We start from the raw sequence: 19709 nt of genomic DNA, 5'->3' as shown, positions 1-19709 counted from the left end.
TCACGTAAACGACTTCAGCTTATCGCTGATGACATCTTCCTTGATGCCCTCACCTTCAAGCTGTTCGACAAATTGCCCGCGATGCATGAGAATGACCCGGCTGCAATTCTGCGCCAGTTCCAGAACGTCATCGGAAATCATCAAAACCGTCAATCCATGATCCTTCACCAGTTCCCTGATTTTCTTGTGAATCTCGGCTTTGGACCCGACATCGACCCCGACGGTAGGACCATTGAGGATCAGAACCTTTGCGTCCGTCAGCAGCCAGCGTCCCAGAACAACACGTTGGGCATTGCCACCGGATAGCTCGCCGACCATTTTGTCGGCACTTGGTGTGGCGATCTGCATGGATTGAATGGTGTCGGCCGTTTCCTTCTCCACCGCCTTCATGTCGATGACACCCTTGCTGGACAGACGATCCAGAGAGGTGGCGACAATGTTGCGGGTGATGGATTGCGTCAGGAACAACCCCTCGGTCAGGCGGTCCTCTGGCACATAGGCAATGCCATGACCAATCGCATCCTGCACCGTGCGCAAGGTGACAGACTGGCCATCAATTTTGATGTTACCGGCATGGGTTGGCAAGAGGCCAAACAGGCTCAAGGCCAGTTCGGTGCGCCCGGAGCCGAGCAACCCGGACAGGCCGACAATCTCGCCGGGATACATGGTGAGATTGATATTCTCATACAGGCCGGGCAGTGTCAGGCCTTCGACTTCCAGACGCGGTTGTTCATCGCTCCCCACCGCTGGCTTGCGATAGGGCTGGATCTCGATATCGAGTCCGGTCATGTGGCGAATGACGGCCGCCTCGTCGAAATCCTCGGTGTCCCCTTCCGCCACTTTGGCGCCGTTGCGGATCACCGTAAGCCGTTCGGAGATTTCGAGCATTTCGCGCATCTTGTGACTGACGAACAGGATGGCGATGCCCTTGCTCTGAATATCGCGTACGATCTGGAATAGCGTTTCAACCTCTTTGCCCGTCAGCGCAGTGGTCGGTTCATCCATGATGATCAGTTTGACATCGGACATCAAAGCGCGCGCAATGGCCACCAACTGTTTGGATGATGTTGGCAGACTGGCCACCTCGGCATCGAGATCAATGGACACCCCGAGCCGATCAATGGCCTCTTTTGCCATTTTGCGGACCCGTCCCCAATTCACCAGCTTGACTTTGTTTCTGAGCTCGGTGTTGAGCGCCAGATTTTCCGCCACGGTCAAGTTGCCGAACAACGAAAAATCCTGATAGATCACCTGAATAGAACGATTGACCGACTCGATGGGTGTCAGGTTTTCGACCTTTTCACCCTCGATGAAGATCTCTCCATCAGATGGCTGGTAAACACCTGATATGATTTTGATAAGAGTGGACTTTCCCGATCCATTTTCGCCGGCAAGACAGTGAATCTCACCCTTGTTGATGGTCAGGGAAACATCGTCCAATGCTCGCAGACCGAGAAATTGCTTCCCGATATTGCGCAGTTCGATGAACGCTTCAGACATGCTCATCCCAAACGGTTAGGAATTGGAAACAAGATAAAAAAAGGGCAGCGCGACAGGCGCTGCCCAATGGCTTGCAGGATCAGAAGTTATATTCAGACATGTTGTCTTTGGTCACGCCGACCCAGCCTGCACCATAAAGCAGGTTCGGGCTGTCTTCGACAGGCGTGATCAGATCGGTATAACCTGGCAGACCAAGATTGAGACCGGCTTTGATTTCGGCATTCTTTTTCTCAAGAGCCATCACAGCCACAACATTCATGGCATAGCCAGCAACTGCTGGATCCCAGAACTGGATATACTGGATATCGCCATTGCCGAGATATTCGCCAGCAACCGATACAAGACCTGTGCCCGCAAAGAAGAGCTTGTCTTTCAGACCCCGTTCGTTGATCAGACGGCCTGCGCCAGCAGACGTAGGCATTGGGCCGCCAACGATCCCTTTGAGATCAGGATAGGTGGTCAGGGTTTCTTTGAGCTTGTTATAGTCGGTGTTGGCATCGTCATAGGTTTCCAGACGTTTGGTGGCCAACTCCATTTTCGGGAAGTTTTTCTTCTGGTAATCGATGGCGCCATCGATCCATTCATTCTGTGACTTGGAGGTCAAGCTGCCAACCGTTGCTGCATATTTGCCTTCGCCATTCATGTAGCCGCCTAGGACTTCCATCAGCTTGGCACCATAGGCATGGTTGTCAAATGCTTCCAGAACATAGTCGGCATTCTTGATGTTGGAGGCTTCATGCGCGATGACAACGATGCCGCGATCGCGGGCTTTTTTCAGGACTGGTTCGACGGCTTCCACAGAGAAGGGAACAATGGCAATGGCATCAACGCCCTGAGCAATCAGGTTTTCGACAATCTGAACCTGAGCGGCGGCATCAGCCTGACTTGGCCCAAGCATCCAGGTGTCATGGCCGGTTTCCTCGCCAAACTGTTTGACCCCATCCCGCATACGGTCGAACCAGGCAATCCCGTCCACTTTCACGACTGTGGCAATGGAATATTCCTTGCCGGTTGCGTCTTTATAGATGTCTTTGCGAACCTGACTGGTGTCGACGGGCCCTTCGGCCAGAGCCGGAGCGGTCACCAGCGCCGCTGCTAAGAACAAAGATGAGAAAAGAGACTTCATATAATCCTCCCATGGATTGTCAGTTTTTACTCTTGTCGATATTTCACCTTCACCCCACCCAACAAAGTGCGATGAAAACCGGCCAAATCACTGGCCGGAAACTATGGCAACTCCAGAGCTTGCACCAAGCCGATTGGCACCAGCTTCGATCATTTTGACGGCATCCTCCCGGGTGCGTACGCCACCCGATGCCTTCACACCCATATCCGGACCAACGGTCGCACGCATCAACGCCACATCCTCCAACGTGGCGCCGCCTGACATGAAACCGGTCGAGGTCTTGACAAAGTCGGCTCCCGCCTCCTTGGACAGCTGACAGGCGCGCTTTTTCTCGTCATCTGTCAGAAGACAGGTCTCGATGATGACTTTTAGCGCCGCTGAGCCGCAGGCCTCTTTCACCGCAGCAATATCGTCCCGGACATAAGCGTCATTGCCGGATTTGAGATGGCCGACCGCAATCACCATGTCCACTTCCTGCGCGCCTTGGGAGACGACCCAACGGGTTTCCGCGCATTTGAGGTCTGTGGGAATGGCACCGAGCGGAAAGCCGATGACCGAACAGGTCAGCACCTTGCTGCCGGCAAGCTTCTCGGCCACCAAAGGCACATGAACCGGATTGACGCAGATCGAACAAAAACCATGTTCGACGGCCTCCTGACACAGCCGCTCTACATCCTGAACCGTGGCTTGTGGTGCCAGAATGGTGTGGTCGATGTAACCAGCCAAATCGGCTGTTTCCAGATTCGGCACTAGGCTTGCCATGCTGAGAATCTCCCATATTGCTGCCAGCATCCCTTGATCATTTGTTAATCTATGTGATGCATGCAACTTTTTTTGTTATATTAATAACAGATTGACATCAAAAATGGCGGTATGTAAAGTCAAAAATGTTATAATAGTCACAAAAAGAAAGTTACTTTGACGCAGACAGCCATGTGACTTAATGCTGCGGACTGCTGCAGGATCAGTGCGTATTAGTGGATCTCGATAGAAACGATGGCACAAACACGACAACAGATGCGTCTTCTAAAGCTCGCAAAGTCCTTGGAAGATGGCCGGGCTTTGCATCTCAAGGACGCTGCCAGCTTGCTTGATGTGTCGGAAATGACAATCCGTAGAGATATTGCGGGGTCTGATGGCCAGTTTTCGTTTCTGGGCGGCTATATCGTCAGCAGCATGGATCAGCCATCCAGTCGCGACTATTTTCTTCAGCGCGAAAATTTCACCAATGTCGAAGCCAAGCGCGAAGCCTGCGCCAGTGCTGCGAGCCTGATCGAACCGGGCGACATCATCTTCATCGATTGCGGCACGACCCTGCCCTATCTGGCGAAGAATCTTGCGCCGATCCTCCCGCTCACAATCATCTGCTACTCGATCAATATCGCCGATATCGTCTGCAGAATGCCCAATGCGAAAATCATTTTGCTGGGGGGGGAGTATCATCCCGCTTCGGCGTCCTTTGCCAGTGACGAGTCGATTGAGCTGCTCGCAAAGATGGGGATCAACAAGGCGTTTATCTCTGCTGGCGGCCTGCATTTTCAGAACGGGTTGACCTGCTCCAACTTCTTTGAAGTCAGAATAAAGCAGATGGCCATGTCCCGCGCGGAGTCCAACATTCTGGTCATGGATTCAACGAAGATCGGCAAGGTCAGAACCGCCTCCTTCGCAACAATTGACCAGATCGATATTCTGGCGACCGATTCCGGCATCACCGCGGAACAGAGAGAGTTGTTTGCGACCTTGGACATTGACGTCAGATCGCACTGATCACGACAGGTCGCTGTTTTTCTTGCTCTCCCCACAACGCCCTCATAAACAGCCAGCGAGCGTCCTGCTTATTGGTTGGTGACCATCTGGAACCAGGTATCGAGGATCCGGTTTTTCTTGAGCGGATCGAGGAAAACCAGCAGTTCCGGTCCAATCTTGACCTTCTGGGTTTGCGGGATCTTGTCATCTTCAAAAAACTGCCAAAAGCGCCTATTGGGAAACCGTTTTTGCGAGACCTGCGACTGCAAATCGGACAGGACGTTCAGCAACAGCGGATTGTCCGTCTTCGATGGTGCCACAATCACCCATGGCAGCGAGATGATATAGTCTTTGGGCAACAGGACGACCAGATCGTCCTGATTGGCAAATGCGACCTCGGACAGAGGCACATTGTAGGCCAGATCGATCTCTCCCTCTCCGATGGCCTGAACAAGCTCGGCGTTGGATCCGTAGATCCGGGCATTCAGTCGCCCGAAAGCTTGTGCCAGCTGCCAGAAAATCGGCGATCTCAATTGGTCCTGTGCAGCATAGGCATAGCTCTGCCTGTCGAGACCGATATTGACAAGGCCAACCCGTTCCTCGAGCCTCTTGGCGTGTTTTTCCAGAAACCGAACCAGTTCCATGCGGTCTTGCGGTTGGTCCGATGGAGAGGCAAGACCCTTGCGCATGACGATAACGGACGGATCAAAGAAGAGCGTGATCACTTCGCTGCGCCAATCTGCGCCCGGATCAGCATTGAGCCCGGTTGGCAGTTCCCTCAAATGCCCTTCATTGGCAAGAAATACACCGGAATCGGGCGTCGGCAGCACTGCCAGATCGATTGGTTGGCTTGCGCTTCCCATGCTGGCGAAGTTCGAGATGATTTCACCGGCCCGCATTTGCTGATAAAGCAATCCATTCATTTCGGGATGGGCTTGCATGGCCTGAATGGCCGGCTGCATCCGCGTCTGGGATATTGTGCCAGCCAGACGCACCTCGCCGATCAGTTGCTCCGCATTGCAGGGGAGCGAAATTGCGAGGAAACTGAACATGAAGGCCATCAAGGTGCGTGTCATTTTCTGCCCTTCCCAAGTTTGTTGCTGAGAGGACTGGCAGGAAACTGCAATTCGATCACCAGACCGCCTTTTTCCCGTTTGCGATGCCACACGCGGCCACCACTCGCTGTAACGACCTGTTTGACGATCGCCAAACCCAATCCTGTGCCCGCTTGTTTGTCTGGATCTTTCACAAAGCGCTCGAACAAAGTTTCCCTGATTGTTTCCGGGATACCCGGCCCCCGATCCTTCACTGCCAGCCGCACATGGGAACCATCTTGCCAAACGCACAAATCGATCGGCCCTGCGCCATGCAGGATGGCGTTGACCAGAAGATTCTTGATGAGTTCGCCCATTGCGGCCTCGTTGCCTTCAACAAGACAGGCCGGGTCATTTTCCTGCGGATAGACGATGTTTGGAAGCGCCGCCTGAAACCGCATTTCGGCAATGGTTGCCTCGGCCACCTTGCGAGTCAAACGCGTCAGATTGATCTGCTTGAACTGCTCCGTCTCGAGGGAATGGAGCAACTGGGCCTCCGTCATCAACTGGCTTGCCAACTGCGTTGCAGAAACGGCGTTCTTGTTGATACGCGACATGTAATTGCGCATGGTTGGAGGCAAATCCTGATCCAGCGCCAGTTCTGAAAGCGCTCTGACAGCAGCCAAAGGTGTTCTTAATTGATGGGCGGCATCCGCGGTGACTTGCCGCAGCCCTTCCAGTGTTGCTTCCAATCTTGCCATGAACTGATTGATCGACCCGACCAGCGTTTCAACCTCAAGGGGCACGTCGACGTCAATCGCCGACATATCGGTGGGATTGCGGTGACGAATGGAGGTTTCAATGGCACGCAGGGGAGAAAAGGAACTGCGAATGGCCAAACTGATCAGAACCAAGCCCAGAATGGTCGCCAGAATGGCGGGAAGCAATGCGAAGGACGCCAGTCGCGTGGCCAGTTGATTGCGGGCTTCACGGGTTTCGCCAACAAACACATTGAACCAACCGCCCCCCCGCCTGCCCTGAAAGAAATGGGCAATTTGCACAACACGAATATTCTCGCCCCGATACTGGCTGTCGAAGAAGCGGCTTTCATTGACGCTCAAGGCTGGCTGGTCAATGCCCAGAACCGGTGTTCCTGTCACTGTGGTGCCATCGGGCGCGACCACCCGATAGAAAATCCGGTTCTTTCCAGACGTACCCAAAATCGCAAAGGCGGCATAGGGCAGGTCAACGGTTACACCGGACTCGCCAAAACTGATGGTCTCCGCGATGGTCAGAGCCGCCGCGCCCAGCACCTTGTCGTGCGCCTCGTCGGACGCCGTGTTTGAGAGCTGAAGGACGATGAATCCAGAGATCACGCCGACGGCGATCAGGACAAGCATCGCGCTTTTGAGCAGGCGTTTCTGGATCGAGTATCGCACTGAAATCACTTCATGTCCGAGGTCTGCAACTGATATCCGACCCCTCGTTGCGTGACAATTTTCACGGTCGACTTTTCCAGCTTCTTTCTTAAGCGCGAAACGAGAAGTTCGACGGCATTGGGTGAGCCAGTTTCGTCATAACCGAACAGTTTGGCAACCAGTTGTTCCTTGGAAACCGTCTGATCGGGCTTCTGCATCAGATATTCCAGCAGCTGAACCTCGCGCGAGCCCAGATCCAGCGGCTGTCCATCGCATGAAATCGAGCGTGCCGATTGGTCCAGTTTCAGATCGCCAACGGCAAGGGCCGGGCTGGCACGCCCTTCATTGCGCCGGGCAATGGCCCGCAATCTGGCCTCCAACTCCTCCAGCGCAAAGGGCTTGACCATATAATCATCGGCCCCCAGATCGAGCATGTTGACCTTGTCACCGATGTGATCCCTTGCGGTCAAAACGACGATCGGCGTATCGATATTTTCTGCCCTCAGAGAGGCGAGAATTTCGAATCCATTGGCTCCGGGCAAGTTGACATCCAGAATGACCGCGTCATAGTCCCCAAGCTTGATCATGTCGATGGCTTCGTCGCCGCGCGCGCAGTGTTCTGGCCGATTTCCGCGCGTTTTGAGCCTTTCACAAATGGCGAAGGCCACATCCTCGGCATCCTCTACGACCAGGACTTTCATCATATTCTCCTTCTGACAGGACTTTGACAGCTACTGTGTTGCATAGTGATTTCCATAAGGCCATGCAATTGGCAATCTTGGAGGAGATTGGGGAGGAGATTGGGAGTGGAAGTCCTGCGCAAAATCTGGTGCGGTCTGGTTTTGGTTGCCTGTGCGATGCTTGGCGGGGTGGGTCCCGTGGCAGCGCAAGAGCCGTGCACCGTCAAGGCAGATTTAGCGCCAAATTTCACAGATGCCAACTGTGACCTATTGGCCGACATGCCAACAGACCCCAATGCCCTCAAGGACCCCAAAACCCTTGTATGGGCCTACACCCCGATTGAAGATGCGGCCATCTATGCCGACTTGTTCAAACCCTTTACCCGTCATCTTGCCAAATGTGTCGGTCGCCAAATCGTCTATTATCCAGTGCAGTCGGAAATCGCTCAGGTGCGCGCCTTTGCCAATGGTCGATTGCACTTTGCGGGCTTTGCCACCGGGGCAACGGTGGCGGCCGTGAACATGGCGGGGGCCCATCCCTTTGCCGCCAAGGGCACGGCCGAGGGCATGCGCGGCTATCATCTGATTGCCATCGTCAGGGCCGACAGCCCGTTCCATTCCCTCAAGGATCTGGCCGGCATGCGCATTGCCCACACAACGAAGCGCTCGAACTCCGGCAATCATGCGGCCAAATTCTACTTCGCTCAGCATGGTCTGGAGCCGGGCAAGGATTACCACCCGATCATGTCAGGCGGGCATGCACAATCAATCCTTGGCGTTCTTGGTGGGGATTATGAAATGGCGGCCGTTGCCTCCGATGTCTTTGTTCGGATGGCAGAACGGGGACGCATCAACAAAGATGACTTTCGCATTCTCTACAAAAGTCCCCTCTTCCCGACCTCCTCGTTTGCTCTGGCCCATGATTTGAAACCCGGTCTGGCCGAAAAGCTGAAGAGCTGCTTCTTCAACTTCACCTTCCCGCAGCAAATGTCGAAAGCATTTCAGGGGGATAATAGGTTCATACCGGTTCACTACCAGACAGATTGGGAAGCCGTTCGAACCATTGTCTCGATGACCAGACTCAAACCGGACTAGCCCCTCTTTTCGTCCTGCACAGCCGAATTCAACAGCGCCTTACCAGCGCTGAACGCTACCGCTCACTCTTTTTGAGGAAAATACCGTGTCAGCAATCAACGCGACTACTGCAAAACCCGGGAGGTTTGCGAGAAAAGCCAAGCGCCTTTGGTACCATTCACGCAATTGGGCAGGCGACCCGACGGCAATGCTCGGACTGCTTCTTGCCATCATCGCCGCCTATTTCATTCTGGCGCCTGTTCTGCTCATGCTGTGGGATGCTGTCACCGTTGACTTCGCCGATCAGATACGAACCGGTCTGCCCGAAGGCGCGTTGACAACCTACTATATCGAGCGGGCGCTTTTCTCTCGAATTGCTCAATATATCTTCTGGATTCCCCTCGGCAATACGGCCCTGATTTCGCTGATCGTGATTTGTGCCACCCTGCTGGTTGGAGGCTTGCTGGGCTGGCTGGTCAGCCGCACGGATCTGTTGGGGCGGCGCTGGTTTTCGACCGCACTGATCGTGCCCTATATGGTGCCGTCCTGGACCTTTGCCCTTGCATGGATGACGATCTTCAAGAACCGGACCATGGGGGGCCTGCCGGGCTGGTTTGAAAGCCTGGGCTTCACACCGCCCAACTGGCTGGCCTATGGCTTCCTTCCCATTGCGGTCATTCTGTCGCTTCACTATGTCCCCTTTGTCATTCTTCTGGTGGGCAATGCGCTGCGCCAGTTCGATAGCCAAATGGAGGAATCGGCCCGCACCCTCGGTGCCAGCCCGCTGGTTGTGGCCCGGAAGATCATTTTCCCCTTGTTGCGGCCCTCGATCATATCGGCCTCCACTCTGGTCTTTGCCAAATGTCTGGGGGATGTGGGTGTCACCTACATTATCGGCGCACCGGTCAAACTCGATTTGCTGGCAACCTCTCTGCTGCGCACCATCTCGACCGGCCAAAGCGGCATGTCGGCCATCATTGCTGGCGCAATCGTCATTCTGGGGGCTACTTCGGTGTTGATCGACATGAAGCTGCTCAAGGCTGCCCAGCGCTTCGTCACGATTGGCTCGAAGGGGTCTCTGCATCGCACCACCGAACTGGGCAAATGGAAATGGCCAGCTTTCGGCTTTGCAAGCAGCTTTGTCTTCATCGGCGCAGTCGTTCCGATGGTGGCTTTGTTCCTGACAACGATCATGCGCATGCCGGGTGTCTTCACGCGGGAGAATTTCACGCTCGATTTCTGGATTGGCAAGGATCTGCTGACCACGGCCTTGCCGCAGGGCATCCTGATCACGCCTGACTTCTGGATGGCGGCCTGGAACACCGTATGGATGGTGGGCTTTGCATCGATTGGAGCGGGCCTGCTCGGGTTGCTGGTGGGCTACATCGTGGCGCGCTCGCCCCTTCGCATTCTGGGTGCCTTTCTCAAGCAGGTGACCTTCCTGCCTTATCTTGTGCCCGGCATCGCCTTTGCAGCGGCCTATCTCTCCATGTTCGCAGTCCCGCGTGGTCCGATCCCGTCCTTCTATGGCACCGGATACATTCTCGTGGTTGCCCTGTTGGCCAGCCAGATGCCTTTTGCCTCACGGGCCGGCATCGCGGCGATGATGCAGATGGGCAAGGACCCGGAAGAAGCCGCTCGCATCACCGGGGCAGGCTGGTGGCGCCGTGCGATCTCCATCGTCTTGCCGATCCATCGCGGGGCTCTGGTTTCCGGCATTCTGTTGCCCTTCATCTCGGGCATCAAAGGGCTCAGTCTGGTGATCCTGCTGGCCGTTCCCGGCACAGACCTTCTCACAACCTACGCCGTGCGCCTTGTCGATTTCGGCTACACCCAAGCAGCCAATGCCGTCTCGATCATGATCTGCATCGTTGCCTTTGTCGGCACATGGATCGGCCAGAAGGTCGGCAAGAGCAATTTAGCCAGTGGCATTGGAGGATAATCACATGACCAACATCAACATTCAAAATGCCAACAAGGCCTACAGCAAGGGCGGCCCCTTGGCCGTGGCAGACTTGAACCTGGACATTCCCGAGTCCGAATTTCTCTGTCTTCTTGGTCCTTCGGGTTGCGGCAAATCGACGACTTTGCGGATGATCGCAGGCCTTGAAAATCTGACATCAGGTCAGATCCAGATTGGCAATCGGGTGGTTGATGCGACCGAGGATGGCATATTTGTCCCAGCTGAAAAGCGCAATCTGGGCATGGTCTTCCAGAATTATGCCCTCTGGCCACACATGTCGATAAAGGAAAATATCGAGTTCGGCCTGAAGATCAAGAAGGTCGCGGCGACCGAACGCCAGACAATCATCGAGAAGGTTCTCAAAACACTCGGTATCTACCAGTTCAAAGACCGATACCCTTCGGAAGTTTCGGGCGGCCAGCAACAGCGCGTCGCCCTTGCCAGAATGATTGCAGTCAGTCCGGACGTGATCCTTCTGGATGAACCGCTATCTAATCTTGATGCCAAGCTGCGCCTTGATATGCGCGCCGAGCTAAAACGGATCCATACCGAACTGGGGTCGACCTTCATCTTCGTCACCCACGACCAGTGGGAAGCCATGACACTGGCAACCACCATTGCGGTGATGAATGAGGGTCGATTGCAGCAGGTGGGGCCACCTGAGGACATTTATGACCGTCCCGCCAACCGGTTCGTCGCCGAATTTGTCGGCACCCTGCCGATCAACATTCTCGAAACATCGGATCTCGCCAAAAACCCCTTGCTCAATGACTGGGTCAAGGCGATCTGGGCGGATGCGCCGCTCGATCCTGCCAAGGTTGGATCGGTTGGCATTCGGCCTGAAACCATTGAGCTTTTCGCCCAAGGCGTGGCGGTGCCTGAGGAGCTTGCCAGCTGTTCGGCCACAATTCTCGATCTGGTTCCAACCGGGGGCAACTGGATTGTCGAGTTGAGCATCGATGGCACGCGCCTGTTCGCCTTGAAGCGCCAGGTGGACGCGTTGTCGATCGGTGCGTCCGTTCACATGGCGATCGGCCTGCGCGATCTGCACATTTTCGATACAGGCGGTGATCGGATCACCGCGTCTGACCCCATCCACAAATGTCAAAACCAGGAGGAATGACATGACTGTTCTAATGAGAAAAACACGCAAAACGGGATTGGCTCTTGCGCTGATGTGCGGGACCATGGCCAGTTTGCCAACCATGGCAGCGGAACTGGGTATTTCCGACGAGAATTTCTCGCTGGAGGCGTTGATTGAGGCCGCCCGCAAGGAACCGCCCATCGTGGTTGTCGATGCAACCGGCAAAATCAAGACAATGGCAAAGAATTTCTCAGAGCTTTATGGCCTTGAAGCCACCGGCGTGAAGCTCGGTGGTCAGGAGCAGGAGCTGATCCTGCAACGTGAGTTTGCTGCAAAAAATGTCACACATGATGTGTTCAACATGAGCAATCTTCCCTCGGTCACCTCTCAGCTGTTGGTCAACGGAGCCGGTGTGAGCTGGATGCCACCCGATCAGCTTGAAACCACACCAAAAATCTATCAAAAGCCAGCCATCACCAGCCTCAATCCTTGGGTTTGGGCCTACAATACCGAGACATATGGCGACAGCTGCCCGATCAAGAATATCTGGCAATTGACCGATCCAGAATGGAAGGGGCGCGTCAGCATCCCCGATCCGCTGCTTCGCAACGAGACCATGTTCTGGTTCAACCAGATCGAGACCAATCAGGATGACCTGATGGCCGAAGCCTATCGGGCTCACTTCAACGAGGACCTGCCGAAGGATGCAGAAAGCGCAACCAGTGAATGGGTCAAACGCTTTGCCGCCAATCAACCGAACGTCACCCGCAAGGACAGCGAAGTGGGGCCGGTTGTCGGCTCACCCGGCCTCAAAGACCCGCATTTCGGCTTCCTCAGTGCCGCAATTTTCCGCAAGAAGTATGGCTACCAGATGGCCATTTGTGATGGCATGAAACCATGGGCAGGTCAGTTGACACCGCGTGTGGCAGTCATTGCCAGTGGCACGGACAGTCCAAATGCAGCCAAGCTGTTTGTGCATTACATGATGCGTGGGGAAGGCATGGGACCGCAGTTGATTGATGGCAAGATGGCCACCAATATCAACACGGACATGCCAGCAGAAGAAGGCTCAGGTGTCGCGAAGGTTGTTGACCAGCTGCATGTGACCAATTCGGAGACAACGGACAAGGACTTTGCCAAGCTGCAATATTGGCAGGACCTCTGGACGATCCATTCTCGCTAACAGCGTGACGGACCCAGTCTGATAACCGCTCCGGTCCCCTGAGGCTAACCGTCTCAGGGGATAACAGGATGACGCGGCTCCGTTGCCTTTATCGTTCGCTGAAAAGGTTCTGCGTTGAAAAAACCACATTGGCGATCTGGACGAAGAAATCCTTCTGTTCCTCGGAGAATTGGTTGGCATTGGACGAGCAGAAAATGAGCACCCCTCGGATGGTGCCCCCCGCAAATGTCGGAACGGCAAAATAAGAGCGGATGCCATGGGGAACAAACAGCGCCCAATCGATCGGCTTCAGGCTTTCCATCGTATCTTCAGCGATCATGTGGTCAAGATTGAGCGAGACGATCATCTCGGCAATCGTGCCCTCATACGGATAGGCTCCGCCTTCCTTCAGGTCCGCAAAGGCAGCTCCCGCACCATAGACCACCACCTTGTCCTCGGCCTGCTGCACATCGGAGAAAAGCAGCGAGTCGAAGGCATTGGAATTGTCCCAACTGCAAATCCCCTGCAACCGGTCGATTAGGCCGTTGCCAGAGGCAAGACGGTTCTGCAGCGCCTCCAGATGTCTGGAAGACAGTTGCTGATCTGAAACCGGATGCTGTGCAGGCCCTGCATCCTCCCCCAACAGCGCTCCCGCGCGCCCCGGTCCGATCAGTTTCATATCGATGCAAAGAAGTGAGCCGTAGATCTCATCGAACACGCCTTGCTGGGGATTACCGACCAGCAGGCACCAATGGGTCGAATTGTCGCTGTTTCCGATCTGGAAGACCACTCTTGCTGTCAAACCGCGGCGCAGGGAAGACAAGGCTTTTGCCAAGCCCTCAAGATCACTTTTCCTTACAATCGCTTCGCGGTAAGCGGGATCTTTCATCAACTTGGCGACATCGTGGGGAAAATCAGCCCAGCCAGCATGCATTGTGACATGCAGGGACTGCTTTAACAAATTGATCTTCCATAACAAAATCGAAGATCCTGCCAAATGCTTGTCCAATTTGGAAGTGATGCCCATTGTCTTCTCCGATGCGCTCACATTGATCGGGTCGGATGGCAGTCATCCACACCGAAACCACCGTTGATTGTAGCACCATTCCAACAGTCTGAAAGGGAAAAATCTCATCGGCGAAGCAGTGTCATCTAATTGGTTCTACCAATAAAAACGTTTATTTTCTCCCCAAAAAGAGAGATTATAGGAACAACTTTAAGGGAGGAGGCGAAATTGGTTCTACCAATTTCAAATGCAGCATTGTCGCAACCGAGCCGGCAGGACAATCTACATGAAAGCTTGATGGCGATGATTTCCGATGGCCGCTGGCATGTTGGTCAGCGACTGCCTGCGGAGCGTCTTTTGTGCGAAGAATTTTCTGTCAGCCGCAACACCCTGCGCTCGGTCCTCAAACAATTGGAAGCCAAAGGAGTGGTCACGATCCGCCGGGGCAGCGGCTGTTATCTTGCCGAGACCGACAAGGAAGACACACCTGCAGAAACACCGGAGAATGAAGCAGCACCTGTCTTGATGGAGAAGCTTGAGGCTGCCTATCTTTTCCTGCCGTCGGTATTTGCCAATGCCGCGCGGGTGATCAGTGCACACGACATTGCCCGCCTTGAAGAAGTGACAGGCCTGATCGGACGGGCCATTCTGGACAAGAACTGGCCGGGATTGCGCGAGAAGTCCCAGCAATTCTTCTCCATCATAGCCGGCTCGCTCGATAATCGCATTGTGCATGATGTCACCTGCGAGATCTGTGCTTCTTCCTCTTTCCTGTTTCCCAAATTCAGCGCTTTTGCCGAAGAGGATCGCAAAAAGATGTTTGCGGACTTTGTGCTGGTGCTCAAGGCAATCAAAGCAAGGGATCCTGATCTGTCCCGCCAGACCATCAAGGTCAAGATTTCCAATGTGGCATACGCATTGGCAAAATTGCGCGGCATACCAACGTCCCCTGTAATTGCGGCCGACCAACAGGCCAATCCGCCGCCTTAAGCTGGCGACCATCTGAAGCCTTAAAAATCTTGAGACAAGTTGAAGCCGGGACGATCCATCCTTGGCAACGGCTCCGCTTTGTCTCAAGTGGGCCGCCCCTTCCCCCTCATGGCCCCAACGAGGGAAACACAGTTGCTGGCAGCAGCGCTTGGTCACCATGCCCCAACACTGCCACCAACAACGACAGGACTACGTTTTCATCTAGCGCCCGCCACCACGGGCCAACTTCCTGGGAACGTTCTAGGAGACAACACTTATGGAACGATTTGGTGTCGGTTACCTCGAGGAGCGCAAACTGACCAAGCGCATGTCAGGTCCAGTACCGGGCCTTGTCAGCCTTTTGCTGGTTTCAGTTCTCTTTTATGCAACCTGGTGGATCTTTCAGGACCCACGAGGCCTGATGCGAATGTATACCCCTTATGTGGGCTACATGTATTGCCGCTGGTGGCTCATCATGATGATCTGGATGGTATATATCTTTGATTTCTGGCCATTCAGACGCAGCTGGCTTGAGCAAACCCATCCTGTTATCAAGGGTGTGGTCCTCACAGCGGTATCTGTGCTGATCCTTATCACCCTGATCAAGGGCTTCTTTGAAGGATTGCTGGGCAATTACGGACTTGCCTATTTCAACCCCGAACAACTTGAAAAACTCGAAGGCATTACCTCCTTCTTTGCGATCGAATATGCGTCTCTGGCCATTCTGATGTTCGCAGCCATCGCTTCATGGCTTTCGCCTGCCTGGGTCGTGGCCTTTGAAAATGCCCCTTGGGACAAGCTCACCCAGCCAGTGCGCGGGATCACCATTCTGCTGGTGACCTTCTTCCTGTCCACCATCGTGTATTTCGTCACGATGCACAGCCATATGGGCATCCTGTATCAGCCATGGCAGAGCTTCACCTCTATCGCCCCTCCTTATTGGGAAAACTTCGCTGATACTGTCTCTGGCAACTTCCATATTGCCTGGATCATGTGCTGTACGGTGGTCGTCTGGCTGGTGGAAACCATCTGGCAGCGCTATCCGTTCAATCTGATCAAGAATAACTGGGCCCGCCGCATGGCCTTGTTCTTCGGGATTATCGCCATCGCGCTTTGCATCAACTTCTTCCTGTATTTCGCGCAGGAACTGACCTGGGGCGAAGCCGTGCGCGGTACCCGTCGGGAAATGGCTCCGGACTGGCGCTGGTTGCATGTGGGTGAAATGGCCATTTTCTGGCTTGTTCCCGCTCTTGTGCTGGCCTTCTATTTCGACAATTGGCCAAACAAATATTCCATGCCAACCAATGTGGCCATTCGCACACTCATCTCCTTTGTGGGCGCTGTTGCCCTTTACATCGTCTACTACAAGACCTCTCACCTGTTCCTGGGTACCCAGAAGGGCTTCTCCCATCCGCAGCAGTTCCCGATGATTCCGATGATCTGGCTGGTCAATATCATGCTGGTCCATCACTGGTTCATGGATAATTGGCCGATGTGGAAGATGGTTCCCAAAACCGATGATGAAATCGCCAAAGGGCATGCGGAAGCAGCCGCACGCATCGCGGCCGAAGCACCGGCACGCGGTTATGGCTGGGGCATTGGCGCCGGTGTCGTGGCAGGTGTTGCCGTCTACTTCATCGTGGTTGCGATCCTGCCTGCATTCTACGCAGTCGTCTCGAGCTTCTATTAATTGACCAACGACTTGGAGATATACAATGACAACGTCATTTGATCGTCGGACCTTCCTGAAAGGGACCACCACAGGCGTCGGTCTCGGCCTGTTCGGAGCAATGGGACTTTATTCCTACTCCTCCTTACGCGAATCCTTCCTGCCGCAGGTGAAACGTAAAATGAACGACATCGGCGTGCTGAAAAGCGTCAATGTCACCAACATCTCGGAAACCTCCTGGTTCGAAAATGCCATTCTGATGGGCGACATCAAGAAAGCAGGCGGGCTTCTGGTGAACCAGTATGACTATAACTGGCCACCTTTCGGCAACGGCAAGGGGCTGGGCAAAGGCTCCTATGCCGAGGGCATCGCCAAGATCAAGCCCTATTTGCCCCATGATCTGGAGAAAGCCTGGGAGGTCATCAGCGCCAACACGGTCAGCACTGACAATGCAGGTGGCTATGCCGCCCTGCTGGATATCGAGGAAATGGATGGCACCAAACGCAAGTTCCTGCTCGACAGTGGCTGGTCATACAAATGGATGGACGAAAGCTTCAAACGCGAAGGCATCGACAAGATGCTCGAGAACAAGGAAATCGAAGCCCTTATCATTTCCCACGAGCATTTTGACCACTTCTGGGGCTTGCCAGTCACACTGAAATACGATCCGGAAATCACCATCTACATTCCGGAAGGTTTCTACGAAGAAGGCAAGCAGTATATCAAGGATTCTGGCCACAAGGGCAAAGTGATCGAGGTCAAGAATGGCTTGAACAAGATCATTCCCGGTCTTGCAACCTATGTCTTCCCGATTCCGATCATCTGCCGCGTTTTTGGTGAGCAGTCCATCTACTGCAACGTCAAGGACAAGGGGCTGGTTTCCGTGACCGGCTGCTGCCATCAGGGCATCATCCAGTTTGCCGAAACGGCCTATACGGAACTGGCCTATGAGAAGGATAACTTCTACGGCATTTATGGCGGGCTCCACATCTCGCCATTCGATGACTGGGATCCGAAATATGACGATCTGGTCATCTCGCTGAAGAATTATGACTTCGACGTGATCGGCTGCAATCACTGCACTGGTCTGGTCTGTGCCAACAAGTTCATTCAGGCAGGCTATCCAGTGGTGCGTGGCACAGCCAAGCATCGCTCCAAGGATACCGCCTATCTGGGCAATGGCGACCAGATCAAGTTTGGTTAGCCACCTTCACCCGGGGTCGGCAAGTTCATTGGTGGTTCTTCGAAATTGCCGACCCAACCCCTGCAGGTCCATCAAACACCCACCCGTTTGAGGACCTGCACCTCCAGTCTGTCTTTCCATCCGTCAGAGACCAGCACCATGATTGAACTGAGCAAGCTGTTACCCCCACACTGTCAGACAGAGCCGAGCTTTGCCGCCAGTCACCTGCCACGCGCCACAATGATGCGGGTGAATTTCATTCCTGGTGTCCGTCAGCGTCTTGGCTGGCGCGGGATGAGGGCTTGCCCTCAGGCCCCCATGAGCCAAACGGCGAAAATAGACGGCATGACAGGTATCTATGGCATCAAGCCGGAAGGCTGCATTGATGCGAACGACACTGGTATCGCGACATTCTCGATCTTCTATTTTCCCGATCCCGAAGAAGAGATCCTCAATCAAATTTCCCTCTCCGCCGGCATAGTGGTCTATGGGGACCAATATAGCGAAATGATGCGCGATTTTCCGCAATATCCGGACATGGCCTCGTTGTTCCATATTGCTGACTTGGAGCTGCGCTTCACCCCGGACAAGCAGCTGACCCTGTCGCTGGTTGCGCCAGAGCGGGACCGGGTGCTGGCGATGGATGGTATCTATGCCGATACCGATGCGGGACGTCAGATGCTGGTCGAGCCTCAAGGGGCGGAACAGGACCTGCCCTGCTGGTCCCTCGCCTATCCTTTCTTTGAGACGGTCGCGACCTCCTTTTCCTATGTCTTTGAAGCCGCACCAGCGGCCTTGAGGCTGCAATGCGCGCCCCATCCAACGCGCCTCAACCATGCAGATGGAAAACAGCTCTTTGTTGAGGAAGACGACAATCCGTTGAAGGCTCTGCGGCTCACCTGGATGCTCGAGGATGGCTTGGTGCCCATCGCAGAGGCCGACATCGACGCGCGTCAATGGAAGGATGCTGATCCCGGCACGGACTTTGACGCGGCAAAATGGAACAATCCGCTTGTGCCGGGCGCCCGTCACTCGATGGACAAGAGCACCATGGGCATTGAAGAATTGCCCAAACTGATCATTCTGACCGGTTTTCTGGGGTCTGGGAAAACCTCTTTCCTGTCCCATTTCATCGACTATCAAGCCTCGCGCAATCTGTTTGTCGCGGTCATTCAGAACGAAATTGGCGAAAGGGGGCTCGATGCCCGCCTGCTTGGACAGCATTATGCGGTCAAGGAGATTGACGAAGGCTGCATCTGTTGCACGTTGATCGACAATCTTACCGTCGCGATCGACCAGATCTGCAGCCAGTATCAGCCTGACTTCCTGATCGTCGAGACAACCGGTCTGGCAAACCCCGCCAACCTGCTTTCCGAACTGTCCGAGCTGCAAGACAGGCTCGAATTCTGTTCGGTTACATGCATGCTGGATGCGCTGAATGGCGGAGCCGCTCTGCCGAACTATGCCATTCTGCAGGATCAGATCCGGGTCGCGGATACGGTGCTGATCAACAAAGTCGATCTGGTGGAAAGTGGCCAGATTGATCATCTCAAGCACGAAGTCAGAGCGCTCAATCCCTACTGCTCCCTGCATGAGACGAGAGAAGGAGACATTTCGCCCCGCGAACTCTATGGCGTCAATTTCGAGGGTCAGCACCGGGAGGCCAACATGGAAATCGAGCCTTGTGGCTGCAGTCATGATGGCCATGGCGAGAAATGTGTCACGCATCACCATTATGGCATTCGCAGCCAATTGTGGCGCCCGACCGGCCGCATCAGTAAAGAACAGCTGAGGGATTTCCTTCTGGGCCTGCCGCCGACCATTTTCCGGGTCAAGGGTCTGTTGCGCCTTGATGATGATGACAGCCTGACGGTCTGCCAGCATGTGCCCAGTTCCGTACAACTGGTGCCTTATCGCGGTCAGGATGACCCGGCAGAATTTCTGGTGTTCATTGGTGAAGGTCCCGAAGAGGCGATTGCGCAACTGAACGCCATCCTGCCGCATCTTGACCAGAAGCAATCAGCGTAATTGCGGCACCTTGGCAGCGGTCATGACCTTGCAAGCCAACTGCATCATTGAGGTGCGGTTGGCTTGA

General features: G+C 54.5%; 16 protein-coding genes. 9 read left to right on the top strand and 7 right to left on the bottom strand.

Going from position 1 to position 19709, the window contains the following annotated elements; genetic code table 11:
- From FDK21_RS17045 to deoC, 3 genes are all read right to left on the bottom strand, one after another.
- Positions 1 to 1500: a sugar ABC transporter ATP-binding protein gene (locus FDK21_RS17045; RefSeq protein ID WP_138150091.1), complete on the bottom strand. Its 1500-nt coding sequence runs from the start codon at positions 1498 to 1500 to the stop codon at positions 1 to 3.
- A gap of 79 nt (positions 1501 to 1579) precedes the next feature.
- The gene (locus FDK21_RS17040) at positions 1580 to 2626 is read right to left on the bottom strand and encodes an autoinducer 2 ABC transporter substrate-binding protein (RefSeq protein ID WP_138150089.1); all 1047 of its coding nucleotides are present in this window, start codon (positions 2624 to 2626) and stop codon (positions 1580 to 1582) included.
- Positions 2627 to 2713: 87 nt separating this feature from the next.
- Positions 2714 to 3388, bottom strand: coding sequence for a deoxyribose-phosphate aldolase (gene deoC / locus FDK21_RS17035; RefSeq protein WP_114011606.1), 675 nt, complete (start codon positions 3386 to 3388; stop codon positions 2714 to 2716).
- 255 nt (positions 3389 to 3643) lie between these two features.
- On the opposite strand from deoC, the gene FDK21_RS17030 reads away from it, so the two are divergent.
- Complete coding sequence (locus tag FDK21_RS17030; RefSeq protein WP_245418560.1) at positions 3644 to 4393, top strand: DeoR/GlpR family DNA-binding transcription regulator; 750 nt, start codon at positions 3644 to 3646, stop codon at positions 4391 to 4393.
- Positions 4394 to 4461: 68 nt separating this feature from the next.
- Here the strand turns inward: FDK21_RS17030 and FDK21_RS17025 are convergent, their stop codons facing one another.
- The 3 genes from FDK21_RS17025 to FDK21_RS17015 are packed head-to-tail and all read right to left on the bottom strand — an operon-like array spanning position 4462 to position 7525.
- Positions 4462 to 5448 (bottom strand): ABC transporter substrate-binding protein, encoded by a 987-nt coding sequence (locus tag FDK21_RS17025; protein WP_138150087.1) that lies wholly within the window; start codon positions 5446 to 5448, stop codon positions 4462 to 4464.
- Positions 5445 to 6854: a sensor histidine kinase gene (locus FDK21_RS17020; RefSeq protein ID WP_138150085.1), complete on the bottom strand. Its 1410-nt coding sequence runs from the start codon at positions 6852 to 6854 to the stop codon at positions 5445 to 5447. Before FDK21_RS17020 ends, FDK21_RS17025 begins: the two co-directional genes overlap by 4 nt.
- Entirely contained in the window at positions 6851 to 7525 is a 675-nt protein-coding gene (locus FDK21_RS17015) for a response regulator transcription factor (RefSeq protein ID WP_114011543.1), read from the bottom strand. Before FDK21_RS17015 ends, FDK21_RS17020 begins: the two co-directional genes overlap by 4 nt.
- Before the next feature lie 105 nt (positions 7526 to 7630).
- Here FDK21_RS17015 and phnD point away from each other — a divergent pair, with 105 nt between their 5' ends.
- From phnD to FDK21_RS16995, 4 genes are all read left to right on the top strand, one after another.
- Positions 7631 to 8599 carry a phosphate/phosphite/phosphonate ABC transporter substrate-binding protein gene (phnD, locus tag FDK21_RS17010; protein WP_246657606.1) on the top strand — a complete coding sequence of 323 codons (969 nt, stop codon included), beginning with the start codon at positions 7631 to 7633 and terminating at the stop codon, positions 8597 to 8599.
- A gap of 187 nt (positions 8600 to 8786) precedes the next feature.
- Positions 8787 to 10520, top strand: a complete 1734-nt coding sequence (locus FDK21_RS17005) for an iron ABC transporter permease (protein ID WP_138150083.1) — start codon at positions 8787 to 8789, stop codon at positions 10518 to 10520.
- Between the two features lie 4 nt (positions 10521 to 10524).
- Positions 10525 to 11664, top strand: coding sequence for an ABC transporter ATP-binding protein (locus FDK21_RS17000; protein WP_138150081.1), 1140 nt, complete (start codon positions 10525 to 10527; stop codon positions 11662 to 11664).
- A gap of 1 nt (position 11665) precedes the next feature.
- Complete coding sequence (locus tag FDK21_RS16995) at positions 11666 to 12808, top strand: ABC transporter substrate-binding protein (protein WP_114011540.1); 1143 nt, start codon at positions 11666 to 11668, stop codon at positions 12806 to 12808.
- A gap of 88 nt (positions 12809 to 12896) precedes the next feature.
- On the opposite strand, the gene FDK21_RS16990 is transcribed toward FDK21_RS16995, so the two are convergent.
- Positions 12897 to 13748 carry a GAF domain-containing protein gene (locus FDK21_RS16990; protein ID WP_138150079.1) on the bottom strand — a complete coding sequence of 284 codons (852 nt, stop codon included), beginning with the start codon at positions 13746 to 13748 and terminating at the stop codon, positions 12897 to 12899.
- A gap of 195 nt (positions 13749 to 13943) precedes the next feature.
- Between FDK21_RS16990 and FDK21_RS16985 the strand changes: the two genes are divergently transcribed.
- The 4 genes from FDK21_RS16985 to FDK21_RS16970 all read left to right on the top strand — a co-directional run bounded on the left by FDK21_RS16985 (position 13944) and on the right by FDK21_RS16970 (position 19642).
- Positions 13944 to 14783 carry a GntR family transcriptional regulator gene (locus FDK21_RS16985; protein ID WP_348639250.1) on the top strand — a complete coding sequence of 280 codons (840 nt, stop codon included), beginning with the start codon at positions 13944 to 13946 and terminating at the stop codon, positions 14781 to 14783.
- Positions 14784 to 15039: 256 nt separating this feature from the next.
- The gene (locus FDK21_RS16980) at positions 15040 to 16452 is read left to right on the top strand and encodes a hypothetical protein (protein WP_114011537.1); all 1413 of its coding nucleotides are present in this window, start codon (positions 15040 to 15042) and stop codon (positions 16450 to 16452) included.
- A 25-nt stretch (positions 16453 to 16477) separates the two neighbouring features.
- Positions 16478 to 17635, top strand: a complete 1158-nt coding sequence (locus FDK21_RS16975; RefSeq protein ID WP_114011536.1) for an MBL fold metallo-hydrolase — start codon at positions 16478 to 16480, stop codon at positions 17633 to 17635.
- 138 nt (positions 17636 to 17773) lie between these two features.
- Positions 17774 to 19642, top strand: a complete 1869-nt coding sequence (locus FDK21_RS16970) for a CobW family GTP-binding protein (RefSeq protein ID WP_138150075.1) — start codon at positions 17774 to 17776, stop codon at positions 19640 to 19642.
- Positions 19643 to 19709 lie beyond the last annotated feature (67 nt).

This window comes from Cohaesibacter sp. CAU 1516 (genome assembly GCF_005771485.1).
GTDB lineage: Bacteria > Pseudomonadota > Alphaproteobacteria > Rhizobiales > Cohaesibacteraceae > Cohaesibacter > Cohaesibacter intestini.
Note: the sequence above shows the minus strand (reverse complement) of the source record. Positions and strands in the feature narration are given on the sequence as shown.

Excerpts from the sequence above, each read along its gene's own strand:
- FDK21_RS16980 (WP_114011537.1), top strand. The coding sequence starts at position 15,040 with ATGGAACGATTTGGTGTCGGTTACCTCGAGGAGCGCAAACTGACCAAG.
- FDK21_RS17025 (WP_138150087.1), bottom strand. The coding sequence starts at position 5,448 with ATGACACGCACCTTGATGGCCTTCATGTTCAGTTTCCTCGCAATTTCG.
- FDK21_RS16995 (WP_114011540.1), top strand. The coding sequence starts at position 11,666 with ATGACTGTTCTAATGAGAAAAACACGCAAAACGGGATTGGCTCTTGCG.
- FDK21_RS17000 (WP_138150081.1), top strand. The coding sequence starts at position 10,525 with ATGACCAACATCAACATTCAAAATGCCAACAAGGCCTACAGCAAGGGC.
- FDK21_RS17005 (WP_138150083.1), top strand. The coding sequence starts at position 8,787 with ATGCTCGGACTGCTTCTTGCCATCATCGCCGCCTATTTCATTCTGGCG.
- FDK21_RS16975 (WP_114011536.1), top strand. The coding sequence starts at position 16,478 with ATGACAACGTCATTTGATCGTCGGACCTTCCTGAAAGGGACCACCACA.
- FDK21_RS17040 (WP_138150089.1), bottom strand. The coding sequence starts at position 2,626 with ATGAAGTCTCTTTTCTCATCTTTGTTCTTAGCAGCGGCGCTGGTGACC.
- deoC (WP_114011606.1), bottom strand. The coding sequence starts at position 3,388 with ATGGCAAGCCTAGTGCCGAATCTGGAAACAGCCGATTTGGCTGGTTAC.
- FDK21_RS17045 (WP_138150091.1), bottom strand. The coding sequence starts at position 1,500 with ATGTCTGAAGCGTTCATCGAACTGCGCAATATCGGGAAGCAATTTCTC.
- FDK21_RS17030 (WP_245418560.1), top strand. The coding sequence starts at position 3,644 with ATGCGTCTTCTAAAGCTCGCAAAGTCCTTGGAAGATGGCCGGGCTTTG.
- FDK21_RS17015 (WP_114011543.1), bottom strand. The coding sequence starts at position 7,525 with ATGAAAGTCCTGGTCGTAGAGGATGCCGAGGATGTGGCCTTCGCCATT.
- FDK21_RS16970 (WP_138150075.1), top strand. The coding sequence starts at position 17,774 with ATGATTGAACTGAGCAAGCTGTTACCCCCACACTGTCAGACAGAGCCG.